At 74.2% G+C, this 19,231-nt stretch carries 2 protein-coding genes and 1 pseudogene; all 3 read right to left on the bottom strand.

The genetic code is table 11. The features are described from left to right. Positions 1–243: 243 nt before the first annotated feature. On the bottom strand, positions 244–1,458 hold the full coding sequence (locus tag BCL76_RS25165; RefSeq protein ID WP_109781643.1) for a cytochrome P450: 1,215 nt from the start codon (positions 1,456–1,458) through the stop codon (positions 244–246). A gap of 149 nt (positions 1,459–1,607) precedes the next feature. Beyond that, positions 1,608–7,211, bottom strand: a pseudogene (locus tag BCL76_RS25160) (type I polyketide synthase); the annotation flags it as partial. An 85-nt stretch (positions 7,212–7,296) separates the two neighbouring features. Beyond that, positions 7,297–19,077 (bottom strand): type I polyketide synthase, encoded by an 11,781-nt coding sequence (locus BCL76_RS25155; protein ID WP_109781641.1) that lies wholly within the window; start codon positions 19,075–19,077, stop codon positions 7,297–7,299. Between the last annotated feature and the right edge of the window lie 154 nt (positions 19,078–19,231).

Here is a 19,231-nt window from a genome sequence, read left to right as displayed (position 1 = left end):
CGTGGCCCCCTGCGCCGCGGCGTACGGGACCGGCCGGCCCTCGCGGGGGAGCCCCGGCACCCCGGGTGCCGCCGACCGGGGCCCGAGCGGAGGTGCCCCGCAGGGCTGTCGCGGCCGGCGGGGCACACGGGGACGTGGGGAGGGTGGTCAAGGGTCCGGGGTCCGGGGCCGGCCCCGCACAACGGCGTCGGCCCCCGGGACCACTTCAGGTCCAGGGGGCCGACGCCGTACGGGAGCGGAGTACTACCAGGTGAGGGGAAGCGACTCCAGGCCGCGGACGATCGAGGCCGGCTTGAGCCGCAGCTCCGACTCCGGGACCCCCAGCGCGAGGTCCGGGAAGCGGGCGAGCAGGGCGGACAGCGCCTCCTGCAGCTCGATGCGGGCCAGCTGCGCACCCAGGCAGTGGTGGATGCCGGCGCCGAACGCGAGGTGCGGGTTGGGCTGACGGGAGAGGTTCAGCTGCTCGCCGTCCTCGAACAGCTCGGGGTCACGGTTTCCGGTCGCCACGGCGGGCATCACCACGACACCGGCCGGCAGCGTCCGGCCGTCGCTCAGCTCGACCGGGGCGGTGGTCAGGCGCGGGATGATCCCGCCGGTCGTGGTGAGCGGCACGAAGCGCAGCAGCTCCTCCACGGCCTGCGGGACGGCCTCGGGGTTGGCCCGCAGCTTCGCCAGCTCGTCCGGGTTGTGCAGCAGCGTCAGGACGAACATGCCGATCTGGTTGGCCGTGGTCTCGTGGCCGGCGCTGAGGATGCCGATGGACAGGGCGACGATCTCGCGCGTGGTGAGCGTCTCGTCGTCCTCGCTGATGCGGATCAGGTCGCTCATCAGGTCGTCGGCGGGCTGCTCCCGCTTGGCCGTGACCAGTGCGGTGAAGTAGTTCACCAGGGACACCGTGGCGGCTTCCTTCTCGACGACCTGCTGCCAGTCACCGAGTAGGGCGTTCGACCAGGCGTGGAAGGTGTCCTGGTCCTCCGCCGGTACGCCGAGGAGTTCGCAGATCACGCGCACCGGGAGCGGCAGCGCGAAGTTCTTGACCAGGTCGACCGGCTGCGGCTTGGCCTGCATCTCGTCGAGGTACTCGGCGACCAGCTGCTTGACGCGCGGACGCATCAGCTCCATGCGGCGGGCGGTGAAGGCACGGGACACCAGCTTGCGCAGCCGGGTGTGCTCCGGGGCGTCCATGCCGACGAGGGACTCGTTCATCAGCTTGCCGGTCTCGGTCTCCGACATCGCGGCGGCCGCGGCGGCCATGACCTTGCTGCTGAACCGGGGGTCGACGAGCACCTTGCGGATGTCGGCGTGCTTGGTCACCAGCCAGCCGCCCATGCCGTCCGGGAACTTCACCTCCACCACGGAGTCACCGTCGCGGATCTCCGCCAGCTCGGGAGGCAGGTCACCGATGAAGGACGGGTCCGGGAAGGGGAACGGGATGGGCTCGGCGGTCGATTCGCTCATGGAAGGTACTCCGGTTTCCTGTGGGGTCGGGCTGGAACGGTTCAGAGACCGCGAAAAAGAGAAAGGCGAAGGGAAAGGGAGGGGAGGGCGGCGCCTTCCGCAGGCTATGAGCCGCCGACCCCTAAAGGCCGCCCCTTACATCGCCCCGATTACGCTTCGTGCGTGGAGGGCGACGCATTGTCCGTGGAGCTCGTGGTCCTGGCCATCGCGAGCAGTGCCGCCACGTCCATGGACTTGATCGCGTCACTGCGGTCGGAGGACTCCTGCTTCTTCTCGCCCCGGTCCGCGGTCAGTTCGAGCAGCGAGCCCAGCAGACCCGTCTCGCGCAGCCGCGCCAACGGGATGGAGGCCAGCGCGCGGCGGACCTCCGCCTCCTCGCCGTCCTTCTCCTGCCCGGCCGCCGGTGCGCCGTCCGGGACCAGCTTGCCCAGCAGCAGCGGCACGAGCGCGTCCAGCGTCGGGTAGTCGAAGACCAGGCTCACCGGAAGGCGCAGACCGGTCGCCGCGTTCAGCCGGTTGCGCAGTTCCACGGCGGTCAGCGAGGTGAAGCCGAGGTCGCGGAACGGCCGGTCCGCCTCGATCTGGTCCGGGGAGCCGTGCCCGAGCACCGCGGCGATCCGCCCGCGCACGAGCGCGAGCAGGGTCTCCTGGCGCTCGACCGGCATCAGCTGCGCCAGGCGGCGGCGCAGCTGGGTGCCCGCGTCCTGGGTCTCGGTGCCGGCGGTGCGGCGCGACGAGGTGCGGAACAGGCCCCGCAGGACCGGCGGGAGCGTGCCGGCCGAGGCCTGGGCGCGCAGCGCGGCGCCGCCGAGGCGGGCCGGGAACAGGACGGGTTCGGCGGAGCGCCAGCCGAGGTCGAACAGGGCCAGGCCCTCCGCGGAGGGCAGCGCCCGGACCCCGCGCATCGGGGTGCCGGCCGAGGCGGCCTCGGTGAGACCGCCGCCCATGCCGCGCTCGGTCGCCCACAGGCCCCAGGCCAGCGAGGTCGCGGCGAGGCCGCGGGCCCGCCGGTGCTGGGCGAGTGAGTCCAGGAAGGTGTTGGCCGCCGCGTAGTTGCCCTGCCCGGTGCCGCCGAGGGTGCCCGCTATCGACGAGAACAGCACGAAGGCCGACAGGTCCATGCCCTCCGTCAACTCGTGCAGGTGGACGGCGGCGTCCACCTTGGCGCGGAAGACGCGGTCGATCATGCCCGGGTCGAGCGTGGCCAGCAGGCCGTTCTCGGCGGTTCCGGCGCAGTGCACCACCGCGACGAGCGGCTGTTCGGCGGGGATCGCGTCGAGTACGGCCGCCAGCGCGTCGCGGTCCGCCGCGTCGCAGGCCGTCAGCGTGACCGTCGCCCCGTGCTTCTCCAACTGCTGCAGGAGCTCGGTGGAGCCCTCCGCCTCCGGGCCCCGGCGGCTGAGCAGCAGCAGGTTGCGTACGCCGTGCCGTTCGGCGAGGTGGGTGGCGACCAGGCTGCCGAGGCCGCCGGTCGCGCCGGTCACCAGCACGGTGCCCGCCGGGTCGAGATCGCCGAGCGCGTCACCGGGCAGCGCCGCCGTGTCGGCGGCCCCGGCCACCGGCGCACGGTCGAGCCGGGGAACCAGCGCCGTTCCGCAGCGCAGGGCGATCTCGGCCTCACCCGTCGCGATCGCGGCCGGCAGCGCCTGCCACGACTCGGGCAGGCCGTCGGTGTCCAGCAGGACGAACCGGCCGGGGTTCTCCGACTGCACGGAGCGCACCAGACCCCACAGCGGGGCGGAGCCGAGCCCGGTCGTCCCGTCCTGCGCGGAGGTGCCCACCGCGTGCCGGGTGGCCACGACCAGCGTGACCGGGGCGAGCCGCTCGTCGAGGTCCTCCGCGACCCAGGCGCGGGCCGCGTCCAGAACCTGCTGGGCGCGGTCCCTGGTGGCCACGAGCAGCCCGGGGCCGGAGTGCTCTTCGGCGGCCGTCAGGTCGAGTACGACGAAGCCCGGTACGGGCCCGCCCTCGGCCACCGAGGCGGCCAGCGCGGCGACATCGGCGTGCGACCGGGGCGGGACGCCCGATCCCGCCCACCCAGGCCGGCCGGCCGGGGCGGCACCGAGCACGGCCCACGCGGCGGCGGCGTCCGCCGCCGGGAGCGCGAGCGGCGTCCATGCCAGGGACAGGAGCGAGGGGTGAGCGGCGGACCGTCCGGTGGACGGTTGTGTGACGTCGACCGGCCTCAGCATCAGCGAACCGACCGTGACGACCGGTGCGCCGGTGCCGTCGACGGCGTGCAGGGACACGGCGTTCGCCCCGGCGGGGGACAGGGTCACCCGCAGCGTGGTCGCGCCGCCGGCGTGCAGCGACACCTCGTTCCAGGCGAACGGGCGCAGCGGCTGCCCGCCGGTGTCCAGCAGTTCGCCGAGTCCCACCGCGTGCAGCGCCGCGTCCAGCAGCGCGGGGTGCAGCAGGTACTCGGACGCCTGCTCGTGCAGTTCCAGGGGGAGCTGTACCTCTGCGAACACCTCCCGATCGCGCGACCAGGCCGCGCGCAGGCCGTGGAAGGCCGGCCCGTAGGCGAACGGGCTGTCCGGCGACTGCTCGTACAGACCGTCGAGTTCGACCGGCTCGGCACCCGGAGGCGGCCAGGCGGCCGACTCGGTGTCCGGGACGGCGGAGGCCGGGCACAGAACGCCCGTGCCGTGCCGGGTCCAGCCGGATGCCGCGATGTCGTCGTCCGTCCGGGCGAAGAACCCGATCTCGCGCCGGCCCGTTCCGTCGGGGGCGCTCACGGTGAGCTGGAGGTCGAGGGCGCCGCTCTCGGGGAGCAGGAGCGCGGCCTCCATGGTCAGTTCCTCGATCCGCGGGCACTCGACGAGGTCACCCGCGACCACCGCCAACTCCACGAACGCCGTCCCCGGCAGCGGCACCGCGCCCATGACGCGGTGGTCGGCCAGCCAGGGGTGGTCCCGCAGCGAGATGCGGCCGGTCAGGACGAGACCGTCGGTCTCCGCGGGCTCGACGACCGCGCCGAGCAGCGGGTGCCCGGGGTTCGCGAGGCCCGCCGCCGTCACGTCACCGGAGCCGGAGGCCGCGAGGCGGAGCCAGTAGCGCTGCCGCTGGAAGGCGTACGTGGGAAGGTCCACGCGGTGCGCGCCGGCACCGGTGAACGCCCGGGTCCAGTCGACGGGCGCGCCGGCGACGTGGGCCTCGGCGAGCGAGTTCAGCAGGCGGCCGGTGCCGCCGTCATCGCGTCGCAGCGAGCCGGACGCGTGGGCGGTGACGCCCGCGCTGTCGATGGCCTCCTGGACCGCCATGGTCAGGACGGGGTGCGGGCTGATCTCCAGCAGGGTCCGGTGACCCTCGCCGAGCGCGGCGCGCACCGCTCCCTCGAAGGCGACCGTCTCGCGCATGTTGCGCAGCCAGTAGCGGGCGTCCAGGCCCGCCGTGTCCAGCTGTTCGCCGCTCACCGTGGAGTGGAAGGCGACGGGTGAGGACTGCGGGCGGATGTCGGCTAGTTCGCGCAGGAGGTCCTCGTCGAGGGCGTCGACCTGCGCGGAGTGGGAGGCGTAGTCCACCGCGATGCGACGCGCCCGGACACCGTCCGCCTCGCAGGAGGCGAGGAGTTCGTCGAGGGCGTCGGGCTCGCCGGAGACCACGACGGAGGCGGGTCCGTTGACGGCGGCCACTCCGATGCGGCCGTCGTAGGGAGCGATCCGCTCCTCGACGTCCGTGACGGGGAGGGATACGGAGACCATGCCGCCCTTGCCGGACAGTTTCTCCAGGACCAGGCGGGAGCGCACCGCGGCCACCCGGGCGCCGTCCTCCAGGGACAGACCACCGGCGACGCACGCGGCGGCGACCTCGCCCTGCGAGTGGCCGATGACGGCGGCGGGTTCGACGCCGAAGGAACGCCACACCGCGGCCAGGGACACCATCACGGCCCACAGCACCGGCTGGACCACGTCCACCCGGGCCCACAGGGGATCGTCCGCCTCACGGAAGACGACGTCCCGCAGCGACCAGTCGACCAGCGGCGACAGGGCCCGCTCGCAGGCCTCCATCGAGTCCGCGAACACCGCGGACGCATCCCACAGCTCACGGCCCATGCCGACCCACTGCGAACCCTGACCCGGGAACACGAACACCACACCACTGGCGGAGGCGCGGCCGGACACCACACCGGCGCCGTCCTCGCCCTCCGCGACCGACCGCAGGCCCGCGACGAGCGCGTCCCGGTCACCGCCCAGCACCACGGCCCGGTGCTCGAACGCCGAACGCGTACCCGCCAGCGACAGACCCACATCCGTAGCGCTCAGCGCCGGGTGCTCCGCGAGATGCTCCAGGAGCCGCCCGGCCTGGGCGCGCAGCGCGGCTTCGCCACGGCCGGAGACCACCCACGGCGTCGAGGGCAGCGCCGCCGCGGGGCCGGACTCCTCCACGACGGTTTCCTGAGCCGTCTCCGGAGCCTGCTCCAGGATGACGTGCGCGTTGGTGCCGCTCACCCCGAAGGAGGAGACGGCGGCGCGTCGGGGGCGGCCCCGGTCCGGCCAGGCACGGCTCTCCGTGAGCAGGCGCACCGCGCCCCCGGACCAGTCGACGTGCGGGGTCGGCTCGGATACGTGCAGGGTCTTGGGCATGACGCCGTGCCGCAGCGCCATGACCGTCTTGATGACACCGCTGACTCCGGCGGCGTACTGCGTGTGGCCGATGTTGGACTTGACGGATCCCAGCCACAACGGCTCGTCCGCCGGGCGGTCCTGACCGTAGGTGGCCAGCAGGGCCCGCGCCTCGATCGGGTCGCCCAGCGTCGTACCCGTGCCGTGCGCCTCGACCATGTCCACCTCGGCCGTGGACAGTCCCGCACCGTCGAGCGTCCGCAGGATGAGGCGGCGCTGCGCCGGCCCGCTGGGCGCGGTCAGACCGTTGCTGGCGCCGTCCTGGTTGATTCCGGTCTCCCGGAGCACCGCCAGCACCCGGTGCCCGTCGCGCTGGGCGTCGGACAGCCTCTGCAGGATGACGACACCGACGCCCTCGCCCCAGCCGGTGCCGTCCGCGTCCGCGGAGAACGCCTTGCACCGGCCGTTCGAGGCGAGTCCGCCCTGACGGGAGAACTCGGGGAAGGCGCCGGGGGTGGACAGCACGGAGACGCCGCCGGCCAGCGCCAGCGAGATCTCGCCCTTGCGCAGGGCCTGTACCGCCAGGTGCATGGACACCAGGGAGGAGGAGCAGGCCGTGTCGATGGTGACCGCCGGTCCCTCCAGTCCGAGTACGTAGGCCACCCGGCCGGACAGGACGCTGCTGGAGGTACCGGTCAGCATGTAGCCGTCGGACGCCATCGACGAGGCGCCCAGCAGACCGGCGAAGTCACCGCCGGTACCGCCGAAGAACACGCCGGTGGCGCTGCCGCGCAGGGTCCGGGGGTCCACCCCGGCGCGCTCCAGCGCTTCCCACGAGGTCTCCAGCAGCAGCCGCTGCTGGGGGTCCGTCGCGGTCGCCTCGACCGGGGAGATCCCGAAGAAGTCGGCGTCGAAGTCGCCCGCCCCGTGCAGGAAGCCCCCCTCCAGGGTGGTCGAGGCGCCGGACTCCCCGGCGTCGGTGCGGTACAGCCGGTCCAGGTCCCAGCCGCGGTCCTCGGGGAAGCCCGACACGGCGTCCGTTCCCTCGGACACCAGTTGCCACAGCGCCTCGGGGGTCTCCGCCCCGCCCGGGTAGCGGCAGGCCATGCCGACGATCGCGATCGGCTCGCGGGCCTTGTCCTCGACCTCGCGCAGCCGTTGCTGGAGTCCGCGTGCCTCGGCGACGGCCCGCTTGAGGTAGTCGCGGAACTTGTCCTCGTCGGACATGGTCAGTGCTCCTTGGTGGTGTGTTCCCGGTCGGCCAGGGGGTGGGTCAGAGCCCGAAGCCCTGGTCGATCGCGTCGAAGAGGTCGTCGGTGGAGGCGGCGTCGAGATCGTCGAGGCCGTGGGCCGCGGCCGGCTCGGCGTCCCCGGCGCTCCACTTGGACAGCAGCCCGCGCAGCCTGCGCGTGACCCGGTCGCGGTCGCCGTCGTCCGCCGCGATAGCGGCGAGGGCGGCTTCCAGCGCGTCCACGTCGGACAGCGCCGCCTCGACGTCGGAGATCCCCGCGGGGGCGAGCTCCGCGAGCAGGTGGCCGGCCAGCGCGTCGGGTGTCGGATGCTCGAAGACGAGCGTGGCCGGCAGCCGCAGACCGGTGGCCGTGCCGAGCCGGTTGCGGAACTCGACGGCGGTCAGCGAGTCGAAGCCGAGCTCGTTGAACGACCGGTCCGGTGCGACGGCTTCCGCCGAGGCGTGTCCCAGTACGGTCGCCGCGTTCGAGCGGACGACGTCCAGCAGCCGGCGGTGGCGTTCGGCGGCCGGCAGCGCGGCCAGCCGGGTCGACAGCTCGGCACCGTCGTTGCCCGCCCGCACCACCCGGCGGGACGTACTGCGCACCAGCCCGCGGAACAGGTGGGGCACCCGCTCCGGATCCCCCTTCAGCGCCGACGGGGTCAGCCGGGTGATCACCTGCAGCGGTACGTCGGCCCCGAGGGCGGCGTCGAACAGGGCGAGCCCCTCCGCGTCCTCCAGCGGACGCATGCCCGCCCGGGACATGCGCTCCACCTCCTCGTCGGCGAGGTGGCCGGTCATGCCGCTGCGTTGGGCCCAGAATCCCCAGGCGAGGGAGGTTGCGGGGTGTCCGTGGGCGCGGCGGTGGTGGGCGAGGGCGTCGAGGTAGGTGTTGGCGGCGGCGTAGTTGGCTTGTCCTGCGGTGCCGAGTTGTCCGGCGGCGGAGGAGTAGAGGACGAAGGTGGTGACGGGGTGGTGGAGGGTGTGGTGGTGGAGGTGGGTGGCTCCGTCGATCTTGGGTTGGAGGACGTGGTGGAGTTGGTGGTCGGTGAGGGTGGTGGTGGTGGCGTCGTCGAGGGTGCCTGCGGTGTGGATGACGGTGGTGAGGGGGTGGGTGGTGGGGATGGTGTCGAGGAGTTGGGTGAGTTGGTGGGGGTCGGTGATGTCGCAGGCGGTGATGGTGACGTGGGCGCCGGCTTGGGTGAGGGTGTGGTGGAGTTCGGTGGCGCCGGGGGCGTCGGGTCCTTGGCGGCTGGTGAGGTGGAGTCGGGTGACTCCGTGGTGGGTGACGAGGTGGTGGGCGAGGAGTGCGCCGAGGGTGCCGGTGCCGCCGGTGATCAGCGCGGTCCCGTTCCGGTCGACCCCCTGCGGGACCGTCAGGACGGCCTTGCCGACCAGCTTCGCCTGGCTCAGGTCGCGCATCGCGTCACGGGCCCGGCGCACGTCGTACGTGGTGATGGGCGGGGGCACCAGCGCGCCGGCCCGGTACAGGTCCATCACCGCGACCAGCATCTCCTGGATACGGTCCGGTCCCGCCTCCATCAGGTCGTACGCCGCGTAGGCGACGCCCGGGTAGGCCGCGGCGACCTGCTCGGGGTCACGCTTGTCGGTCTTGCCCATCTCCAGGAAGCGGCCGCCGCGCGGCAGCAGCCGCAGGCCCGCGTCCACGAACTCGCCCGCCAGGCAGTCCAGGACCAGGTCCACACCGCAGCCGCCGCTGGTCTCCATGAACCACTGCTCGAACTCCAGGGTCCGGGAGTTGGCGATGTGCGGCGCGTCCAGACCGTGATCGCGCAGGGTCTGCCACTTGCCGGGGCTCGCCGTGCCGTACACCTCCGCACCCAGGTGCCGGGCCAACTGCACGGCGGCGATGCCGACACCGCCGGCCGCCGCGTGCACCAGGACCGACTCGCCCTGCCGCACGTCCGCCAGGTCCACCAGACCGTAGTAGGCGGTGAGATGCGTGATCGGGATCGTGGCGGCCTGCTCGTAGGACCAACCGTCGGGCATCGGGGTCAGGAACCGGTGGTCGCACACGGCGACCGGCCCGAACGAGTCCGAGCACAGGCCCAGCACCCGGTCGCCGACGGCGACGTTGGTCACCTCGGAGCCGGTCTCCAGCACGACACCGGCGACATCGCCGCCGATGCCCTTCTGGGTGGTGACCACGCCGAGCGCGACCACGACGTCACGGAAGTTCATGCCGACCGCGTGCACCGCGATGCGGACCTGACCGGGACCGAGCGGGTCGAGGACCTCGGGGCAGGGAACCAGCGCCAGGTTCTCGATGGTGCCGCTGCCCGTGCTCTCCAGGCGCCACGGCACCCCTCCCGGCGGCGGCAGCAGCGCCGGGTGCGAGCGCGCCCGCGCCAGCCGCGGCGCCGTGACCGTGCCGCCGCGGACCGCCGTCCGGGGTTCGGATCCCTCCAGCGCGGCCGCGAACGCGTCCCGGGACTCCGCCGAACCGTCCAGGTCGACAAGGGCGAAACGGTCCGGGTTCTCGGTCTGCGCCGAGGTCACCAGGCCCCAGCTCGTCGCGTGCGGCAGATCGGTGACGTCCTCGGCGTCGCCCGCGGCGACCGCGCCCGACGTCACGAACACCAGGCGGGACGTGGCGAACCGGTCGTCCGCCAGCCAGCCGCGGACCAGTTCCAGGGACTGCTGCGCGGCGGCGTGGGCCGCGGCCACCGGATCGCCGGACCCCACGGGAGCCAGGCAGGTGACCACGGTGTCCGGCACCGTACCGTCCGCGGCGAGCGCGGCCAGGTCCGACAGGACTCGCTCCGCCCCGCCGGCCAGCCCGAACGGGTCCTCGCCGATCAGCGTGTACGGGACCGCGGCGTCGCCCTCCGCCCCGGAGGGCAGCACCGTCCAGTCGAGGTGGAGCAGCGCCTCCTCCAGCGCCCCGCCCGACGGCTGCCCGATGGCGGCCGGCCGGGTCACGAGTGAGCGCACCGCGACGACGGGCCTGCCCGTGTCGTCGGTGAGCAGCAGCGAGAGCTGGTCACCGGACGGCGTGAGCCGCACCCGGGCCGCGGTGGCCCCGGTCGCGTACAGGTGCACACCGGTCCAGGCGAACGGCAGCTTCACGCCGGCCTCCTGGTCGCCGGCGACCGCCATGGCGTGCAGCGCGGAGTCCAGCAGCGCCGGGTGGACGCCGTACCTGCCGGCCTCCTCCCGTTCCGTCTCGGGCAGCCGGATCTCGGCGAACAGCTCGCCGTCCCGGCGCCACACCGCTTCCAGGCCGCGGAACGCCGGGCCGTAGTGGTAGCCGCCCTCGGCGAGTTCGTCGTAGACGCCGTCGAGCGCGACGGGCTCCGCCCCGGCCGGCGGCCAGGCCGCGTCCGGTACGGGCTCCTCGGGGGCCTCCTGGCCCAGGGTGCCGGTCGCGTGCAGGGTCCACTCCCCGGCGCCGGTACGGGAGTGCACGGTGACCGTGCACCCGTCCGTGCCCGTGTCCGGAGTGGCGCGGACCTGCACCGTGACGTCGGCGTCGGGTCCGGTGCCCAGCAGGAGCGGCGCCTGCAGGGTGAGTTCCTCCAGGTGCGGGTGGCCCAGGTGGTCGCCCGCCCGGATCGCCAGGTCCACGAAGGCCGTGCCGGGCAGCAGCACGGTGCCGGACACGGCGTGGTCGAGGAGCCACGGGTGGGTGCGGCCGGACAGCAGGCCCGTGAGGACGACGCCCTCACCGCCCGCCATGACGACGGCCGCGCCCAGCAGCGGATGGTCCGCCGACTCCAGACCGGTCGCCGTCAGGTCGCCGGCTCCGCGCCGCCCCTCCAGCCAGAACCGCCGGCGCCGGAAGGCGTACGTCGGCAGCTCCACCTGCCGGGCGGCACCGGCGAACACCGGGGCCCAGTCGACGTCGACGCCCAGCACACCGGCCTCGGCCACCGAGGTCAGCATCCGGCGCAGCCCGCCGTCGTCGCGGCGCAGCGAGCCCACGGCCGCCGCGGTCGCGCCGACGCCGTCGATGCTGTCCTGGACGGACGGCACCAGGACCGGGTGCGGGCTGATCTCCGCGAAGACGGTGAAGCCCTGCGCCAGCGCCGCACGGGTGGCCGCCTCGAACTCCACGGTGTGGCGCAGGTTCTGGTACCAGTACCCGGCGTCCAGCTCCGCGGTGTCCAGCACGTCCGCGGTGAGGGTGGAGAAGAACGGAACGGAGGACGAGCGCGGTGCGATGCCCTTCAACTCGGCGGCGAGATCGGCTTCGATCTCCTCCACCTGCGCCGTGTGGGAGGCGTAGTCCACCGGGATGCGGCGGGCCCGGACGCCGTCCTCGGCGCAGCGGGCGAGCAGCTCCTCCAGCGCGCCGGGTTCACCGGCGACCACCGTGCTGACCGGTCCGTTGACCGACGCCACCGAAATGGCTCCCGGCCAACCCGCGATCAGGTCCCGGGCCGCCGCGGCGGGCAGCGCGACCGACACCATGCCGCCCCGTCCGGCCAGCGTGGAGCCGATCGCCTTGGCCCGCAGGGCCACGATCCGCGCCCCGTCGCCGAGGTCCAGTGCCCCGCAGACGCACGCGGCGGCGATCTCCCCCTGGGAGTGGCCGATCACGGCGTCGGGCTCCACACCGTGGGAACGCCAGACCTCCGCCAGCGAGACCATCACGGCCCACAGCGCGGGCTGCACGACGTCGACCCGGTCCCAGGGTGCACTGCCCGGCTCCTGCCGCAGCACGGAGAGCAGCGACCAGTCGACGTACGGGCTGAGCGCTTCCTCGCACTCCTGTACGCGGGCCCGGAAGACCGGCGAGGAGTCCAGCAGCTCGGCCGCCATCCCCGCCCACTGCGCACCCTGTCCGGGGAAGACGAACACCACGCGGTCGTCACCGAGTACCGAACCCTCGGCCACGCCCGGCGGCAGCGCCGCGTCCGGATCGCCGGCCCGGCCGGCCAGTCCGGCCGCGCCGGCCAGCAGCGCCTCCCGGTCGGCGCCCAGTACCACCGCACGGTGGGGGAGCGCCGCCCTGCCGGTCAGCGTCAGGCCCACGTCGGCCGGCGACAGCTCCGGGTGCGCCTCCAGGTGCGCCACCAGCTGCTCGGCCTGCGCGTACAGCGCCGCCCGGTCGTGGCCCGAGAGCACCCACGGGACCATCGCGGGGGCCGCGGGCAAAGCCGGCGCCGGCTCGGGAGCCGGCGGCTGCTCGATGATCACGTGCGCGTTGGTGCCGCTGATCCCGAACGAGGACACGCCGGCCCGGCGCGGAGCGCCGTCCGCCGGCCACTCCCGGGCCTCGGTCAGCAGCTCCACCCCGCCGGCGGTCCAGTCGATCTGCGTACTGGGCCGGTCCACGTGCAGGGTCTTCGGCATGACGCCGTGCCGCATCGCCATGACCATCTTGATGATGCCCGCGGCGCCCGCGGCGGCCTGGGTGTGGCCCATGTTGGACTTGACCGACCCCAGTCGCAGGGGGCGCCCGGCGGGGCGCTCCCGGCCGTAGGTGGCCAGCAACGCCTGCGCCTCGATGGGGTCACCGAGGGTGGTGCCGGTGCCGTGCGCCTCGACGACGTCGACGTCGCCCAGGCCGAGGCCCGCGTTGTCCAGGGCCTCCTCGATCACGCGCTGCTGCGCGGGCCCGTTCGGCGCGGTCAGACCGTTGGACGCGCCGTCCTGGTTGACGGCGGTTCCCCGCACGATCGCCAGCACGGGATGGCCGTTGCGCCGGGCGTCGGAGAGCCGCTCGACCAGCAGGAGTCCGGCGCCCTCGCCCCAGCCGGTGCCGTCGGCACCGTCGGCGAAGGAGCGGCAACGGCCGTCGGGGGACAGGCCGCCCTGCCGGGACAGTTCGACGAACACGGCGGGGGTCGACATCACGGTCACGCCGCCGGCCAGGGCCAGGTCGCACTCACCGCTGCGCAGCGCCTGCGCGGCCAGGTGCAGGGCCACGAGCGAGGACGAGCACGCGGTGTCGATGGTGAGGGCGGGACCTTCCAGCCCCAGGGTGAACGCGATCCGCCCCGAGGCGACGGAGCCGGCCGAACCGGTCCCGATGAACCCCTCGGCCTCCTCGGGCAGTTCGGCCCGGTCGGTGGCGTAGTCGTGGTACATCATGCCGGTGAACACGCCGGTCCGGCTGCCGCGCACCGTGTGCGGGTCGATGCCCGCGCGCTCCAGCGCCTCCCAGGCCGTCTCCAGCAGAAGCCGCTGCTGCGGGTCCATGGCCAGGGCCTCGCGCGGGGATATGCCGAAGAACTCCGGGTCGAAGTCGGCCGCGTCGTAGAGGAACCCGCCCTGGCGCACGTACGAGGTGCCCGGCCGGGTCAGCTCGGGGTCGTACAGCCGCTCCACGTCCCAGCCACGGTCCTCGGGCATGCCGGCGATCGCGTCCCGGCCGGAGAGCACCAGCTCCCACAGCTCCTCGGGAGAGGACACCCCGCCCGGGTAACGGCACGCCATGCCCACGATCGCGATCGGCTCGTCCGCCCCGGCCGCGGGAACGACCGGCCGCGCGGCGGGCCGGGCCTGCGTCGCGCCCGTCAGCTCGCCGAGCAGGAAGTCCACCACGGCGGACGGCGTCGGGTGGTCGAAGACCAGGGTCGCGGGCAGCCGCAGACCGGTCGCTCCGCCCACGCCGTTGCGCAGCTCGATCGCCGCCAGCGAGTCGAAGCCCAGCTCACGGAAGGTGCGCTTCGCGTCCAGTCCCTCGGACGTCGCGTAGCCCAGCGCGGTCGCGGCGTGCGTCCGTACGAGGTCCAGCAGACGGCGCGTCCGCTCGGCCGGCGCCATGGCCGCCAGCTCGGCGGCGAAGGCCGGACTGCCGGCGGTTCCCGGGGCAGCCGCGGCCCGGCGGGCCGGAGCGCGCACCAGTCCGCGCAGCAGCGGCGACAGCGCGCCCGCACCGGCCTGGGTCCGCAGCGCCGCGAGGTCCAGCGGCATCGGCACACAGACCGGCGCGTCCAGCGCCACGGCCGCGTCGAACAGCGCGAGGCCCTGCTCCTCGGAGATGGGCAGCACACCGGCTCCGGCCATGCGGCGCATGACCGCGTCCTCGTCGGCGAGGTGGCCGGTCATGCCGCTGCGTTGGGCCCAGAATCCCCAGGCGAGGGAGGTTGCGGGGTGTCCGTGGGCGCGGCGGTGGTGGGCGAGGGCGTCGAGGTAGGTGTTGGCGGCGGCGTAGTTGGCTTGTCCTGCGGTGCCGAGTTGTCCGGCGGCGGAGGAGTAGAGGACGAAGGTGGTGACGGGGTGGTGGAGGGTGTGGTGGTGGAGGTGGCTGGCTCCGTCGATCTTGGGTTGGAGGACGTGGTGGAGTTGGTGGTCGGTGAGGGTGGTGGTGGTGGCGTCGTCGAGGGTGCCTGCGGTGTGGATGACGGTGGTGAGGGGGTGGGTGGTGGGGATGGTGTCGAGGAGTTGGGTGAGTTGGTGGGGGTCGGTGATGTCGCAGGCGGTGATGGTGACGTGGGCGCCGGCTCGGGTGAGGGTGTGGTGGAGTTCGGTGGCGCCGGGGGCGTCGGGTCCTTGGCGGCTGGTGAGGTGGAGTCGGGTGACTCCGTGTCGGGTGACGAGGTGGTGGGCGAGGAGTGCGCCGAGGGTGCCGGTGCCGCCGGTGATCAGCGCGGTCCCGTTCCGGTCGATCTCCCGCACCGGGCCGTCCGCGGCACCCGCCCGGGCCAGCCGCGGCACACGGGCCGCGCCCTCCCGCAGCGCCGTCCGGGGCTCGTCCGACCACACCGCCCGCCGCAGAGCCTCCAGCGAATCCGGTGCGTCGTCGAGGTCCGCGAGGACGATCCGGCCCGGGTGCTCCGTCACCGCGGAACTCAGCAGACCCCAGACGGCCGCCTGCACCGGGTCGGGTGCCTCCCCGGGGAGCACGGCGTTCGCGTGACGGGTGACCGCCACCAGCCGTGAGGACACGAAACGCTCGTCGGCCAGCCAGGTCCGCAGGAGGTCCAGGGCGCGCTGGGCGCCGTCGTGCGCCGCGTCCGCCCCGTCCTCGCCGTCCGCCGGGGCGAACGCCGCGACGACGACGAAGTCGGGCACCGGGGCCCCCGCGTCCACGGCGGCACCGAGCGCCGCCAGGTCCGGATGCGCCTGCGCACCGGGAAGCCCGGCGAGCGCGCCCGAACCGAGCACCGCCCACAGCCCGGCCGGTTCGGCCACGGCCGCGGGAGCCCAGGAGGGTACGAACATCGCGTCCGCGGCTCCGCCCGGCTCGGCGACCCGCCCCGCGGGCCGCACCACCAGGGACTCCACCGTGGCCACGGGCAGACCGTCCGCGTCGGCGAAGAACAGTTCGAGCGAGTCGGGCCCGTTCGGCGTCAGCCGTACGCGCAGGAACGACGCCCCGGCCGCGTGCAGCGAGACGCCGCGCCACTCGAAGGGCAGCCGGCCCCGCTGCTCCCGGCCGAACTCGCCCGGAACGAAGGCGGCGGCGTGCAGCGCCGCGTCGAAGAGCGCGGGGTGCAGGCCGAAGCCGTCGGCGTCACCGGCGACCTCGTCGGGCAGCCGCACCTCGGCGTAGACCCGGTCGCCCTGCCGCCACACCCCGCGCAGCCCCTGGAAGGCCGGACCGTAGCGGAACCCGGCCGCGGCGAACTCCTCGTAGAAGCCCTCGACGGACAGCTCCTCGGCCCCGGCGGGCGGCCATGCCGCCAGATCGTCCGCGGGTTCGCTGCCGGCCGCGGTGAGACGGCCGCCGGCGTGCCGGGTCCACACGTCCTCGGCCGAACCCTCCACCTGCGCGTGCACGGTGAACTCGCGGTCCCCGGAGGCGTCGGCGCTACCGAGGGCGACCTGGACCCGTACCCCGCCGCCGGACGGCAGGGCGAGGGGAAGCTCCAGGGTGAGGTCCGCGACGGACTCCAGCCCGATCCGGGCACCCGCCCACAGCGCCAGTTCGGCGACGGCGGTACCCGGAAGCACCACCGTGTCCCCGAGCGCGTGACCGGCCAGCCAGGGGTGGGTGTCCGTGGACAGCCGGCCCGTGAACAGCCAACCGCCGCCCGTGGCCGGCACCAGCGCGGCCCCGAGCAGGGGGTGGTCGGCCGGGGCCAGGCCCGCCGCGGTCACGTCCCCGGAGGCGGGCAGGGTCTGCACCCAGTACTGCGCGTGCTGGAACGCGTACGTCGGCAGGGCGACGTCGCGGGCGCCCCGCCCGGCGAAGAACGCCGCCCAGTCCACCGGCAGCCCGGCGGCGTGCGCCCGGCCCAGCATCGTGACGAGCGTCCTGACCTCGGGCCGTTCCCGGCGCAGGGCGGGGGCGACGACGGCGTCCTCGCCGCCGAGGGCGGCCAGGGTCTCGTTCACCATGGACGTCAGCGCGCCGTCGGCGCCGAGCTCCAGGAACACGCTCACGCCGTCGTCGGCCAAGGCGCGTACGACGTCGTGGAAACGGACGGGCGCGCGGACCTGCCGGGCCCAGTAGCCGGGGTCGGCCCAGTCCTGTGCCGCGAGGACGGTGCCGGTCACGCTGGAGACGACGGGGATGTCCGCGGGTCCGAAGGCCAGGCCCTGCGCCACCTGGCGCAGCTCCTCGACGACCGGCTCCATCAGAGGTGAGTGGAACGCGTGGCTCACCGGGAGGCGCCGGGTCCGCCGGCCGAGCGCGGCGAAGTGCGCCGCGATGGCGGTGACCACGTCCTCGGTACCGGACACCACGACCGAACCGGGCCCGTTGACGGCGGCCACACCGGCCGACGCCTCGTGCCCGGCGAGCATCGGCAGCACCTCGTCCTCGGTCGCCGCGACCGAGACCATCGCGCCGCCCGCGGGCAGCTCCTGCATCAGCCGGCCACGTGCGGCCACCAGCGCGCAGGCGTCGGTCAGCGACAGCATGCCCGACACGTGCGCGGCGGTCAGTTCGCCGATGGAGTGCCCGGAGAGCAGCCGGGGCCGTACGCCCCACTCCTCCAGCAGGCGGAACAGCGCCACCCCGAGCGCGAAGGTGGCCGCCTGGGTGTACAGCGTCCGGTCGAGCAGCCGGGCGTCCTCGGTGTCCGGGGCGGCCAGCAGCACCGTGAGCAGCGGGCGGTCCAGGCGCGGGTCCAGTTCGGCGCAGACCGCTTCCAGCGCGCGGGCGTAGACGGGGAACGTCTCGTACAGCTCCCGTCCCATGCCGGGACGCTGTGCGCCCTGCCCGGTGAAGAGGAACGCGCCGCGCACCTCGCCCGCGAGACCGCTGACGGCTCCGGCGGACGGAGTCCCGTCGGCCTGCCCGGCCAGCTCACGCAGCAGTTCCTCGCGGTCCCCGGCGAGCAGTACGGCGCGGTGCTCGAAGGCGGTACGCCGCGTCGCCAGCGCGCACGCCAGATCGTCGAGCGCCACGTCGGGTCGGGCCAGCAGGTGTTCGCGCAGCCGGTCGGCCTGGGCGGGCAGTGCCGTGGCGGTGGCGGCGGACAGCAGCACCGGCACCACCGGCAGGGCGGCGGGGGCCGGGGAGCCGTCCGCGTCCGGCGCGCCGGTCTCCTCGGGGTCGGCGGCGTAGAGGTCCGCGGCCGCCGGCTCCTCGAGGATGACGTGCACGTTCGTGCCGCTGATCCCGAACGAGGACACGCCGGCCCGGCGGGGCCGGTCGGACCTCGGCCACGGGCGGTTCTCGGTCAGCAGTTCCACCGCACCGGCCGACCAGTCCACCTCGGGGGTCGGGCCGTCCACGTGCAGGGTGCGGGGCAGTTCCTCGTGCCGCATCGCCATGACCATCTTGATGATCCCGGCGGCGCCCGCGGCGGCCTGGGTGTGGCCGAGGTTGGACTTGACGGACCCGAGCCGCAGGGGCTGGTCGGCGGGGCGGTCCTGGCCGTAGGTGGCCAGCAGGGCCTGCGCCTCGATGGGGTCACCGAGCGTCGTGCCCGTACCGTGCGCCTCGACGACGTCGACGTCGGCGGTGCCCAGGCGTGCCGAGGCCAGGGCCTGCTGGATCACGCGCTGCTGGGAGGGGCCGTTGGGCGAGGTGAGGCCGTTGGACGCGCCGTCCTGGTTGACCGCGCTGCCCCGGACGATCGCGAGCACGTCGTGCCCCTTGCGCCGCGCGTCCGAGAGCCGCTCGACCACGAGCAGCGCGGAGCCCTCGCCCCAACCGACACCGTCGGCGGCGGCCGCGAACGACTTGCACCTGCCGGTACGGGACAGGCCGCGCTGGCGGGAGTTCTCCACGAAGGTGGCGGGCGTGGACATGACCGTGGCCCCGCCCGCGAGCGCCATGTCGCACTCCTCGTCCCGCAGGGCCTGCACGGCGAGGTGCAGCGCCACCAGGGACGACGAGCACGCGGTGTCGAGGGTGACGGCCGGCCCCTCGAGGCCGAGGAAGTAGGAGATCCGGCCCGACGCCACGCTCGCGGCCATACCCGTGCTCAGGTAGCCCTCGACCTCGTCGGGCAGCGTGCCCGGACCCGAGGCGTAGTCGTGGTACATCAGGCCGGTGAAGACACCGGTGCGCGAACCGGCCAGGGACCTGGGGTCCACCCCGGCGTTCTCCAGGGCCTCCCACGCGGTCTCCAGCAGCAGCCGCTGCTGCGGGTCCATCGCCAGAGCCTCGCGCGGCGCGATCCCGAAGAACTCGGAGTCGAACGAGGCCGCCCCGGAGAGGAAACCGCCCTCGGTCGCGTACGCGGTGCCCGAGTGGTCGGGATCGGGGTGGTAGAGCCCGTCGATGTCCCAGCCGCGGTCCCGCGGCATGGGTCCGATGGCGTCCCCGCCACGGCGGACGAGTTCCCACAGCTCGTCGGGCGAACCGACGTCGCCGGGCAGCCTGCAGGCCATTCCGACAATTGCTATGGGCTCGGCGTCGCCGGCCTCAAGCTTCTTGATGCGTCGATGGGCCTGCCGGAGATCGGCCGCCATCTTCTTGAGGTAATCAACCAGCTGCGCTTCGTTCGTCACCTGTGAACCTGCCTGAGAGATTGGCAAACCTCGCCCTTCGAGGGGAAGCTACGCCGGGCTCCGCCCCTAGCCGCGTCCCCTCAGCCACCCCAGAAGGCCGTTCCGCGGGCTTCCCGCGCAGGGGCGCGTGCCTCCGCGGACTAGGGGTTGTCGT

The organism is Streptomyces sp. CG 926 (genome assembly GCF_003148825.1).
Classification (GTDB): Bacteria; Actinomycetota; Actinomycetes; order Streptomycetales; family Streptomycetaceae; genus Streptomyces.
Note: the sequence above shows the minus strand (reverse complement) of the source record. Positions and strands in the feature narration are given on the sequence as shown.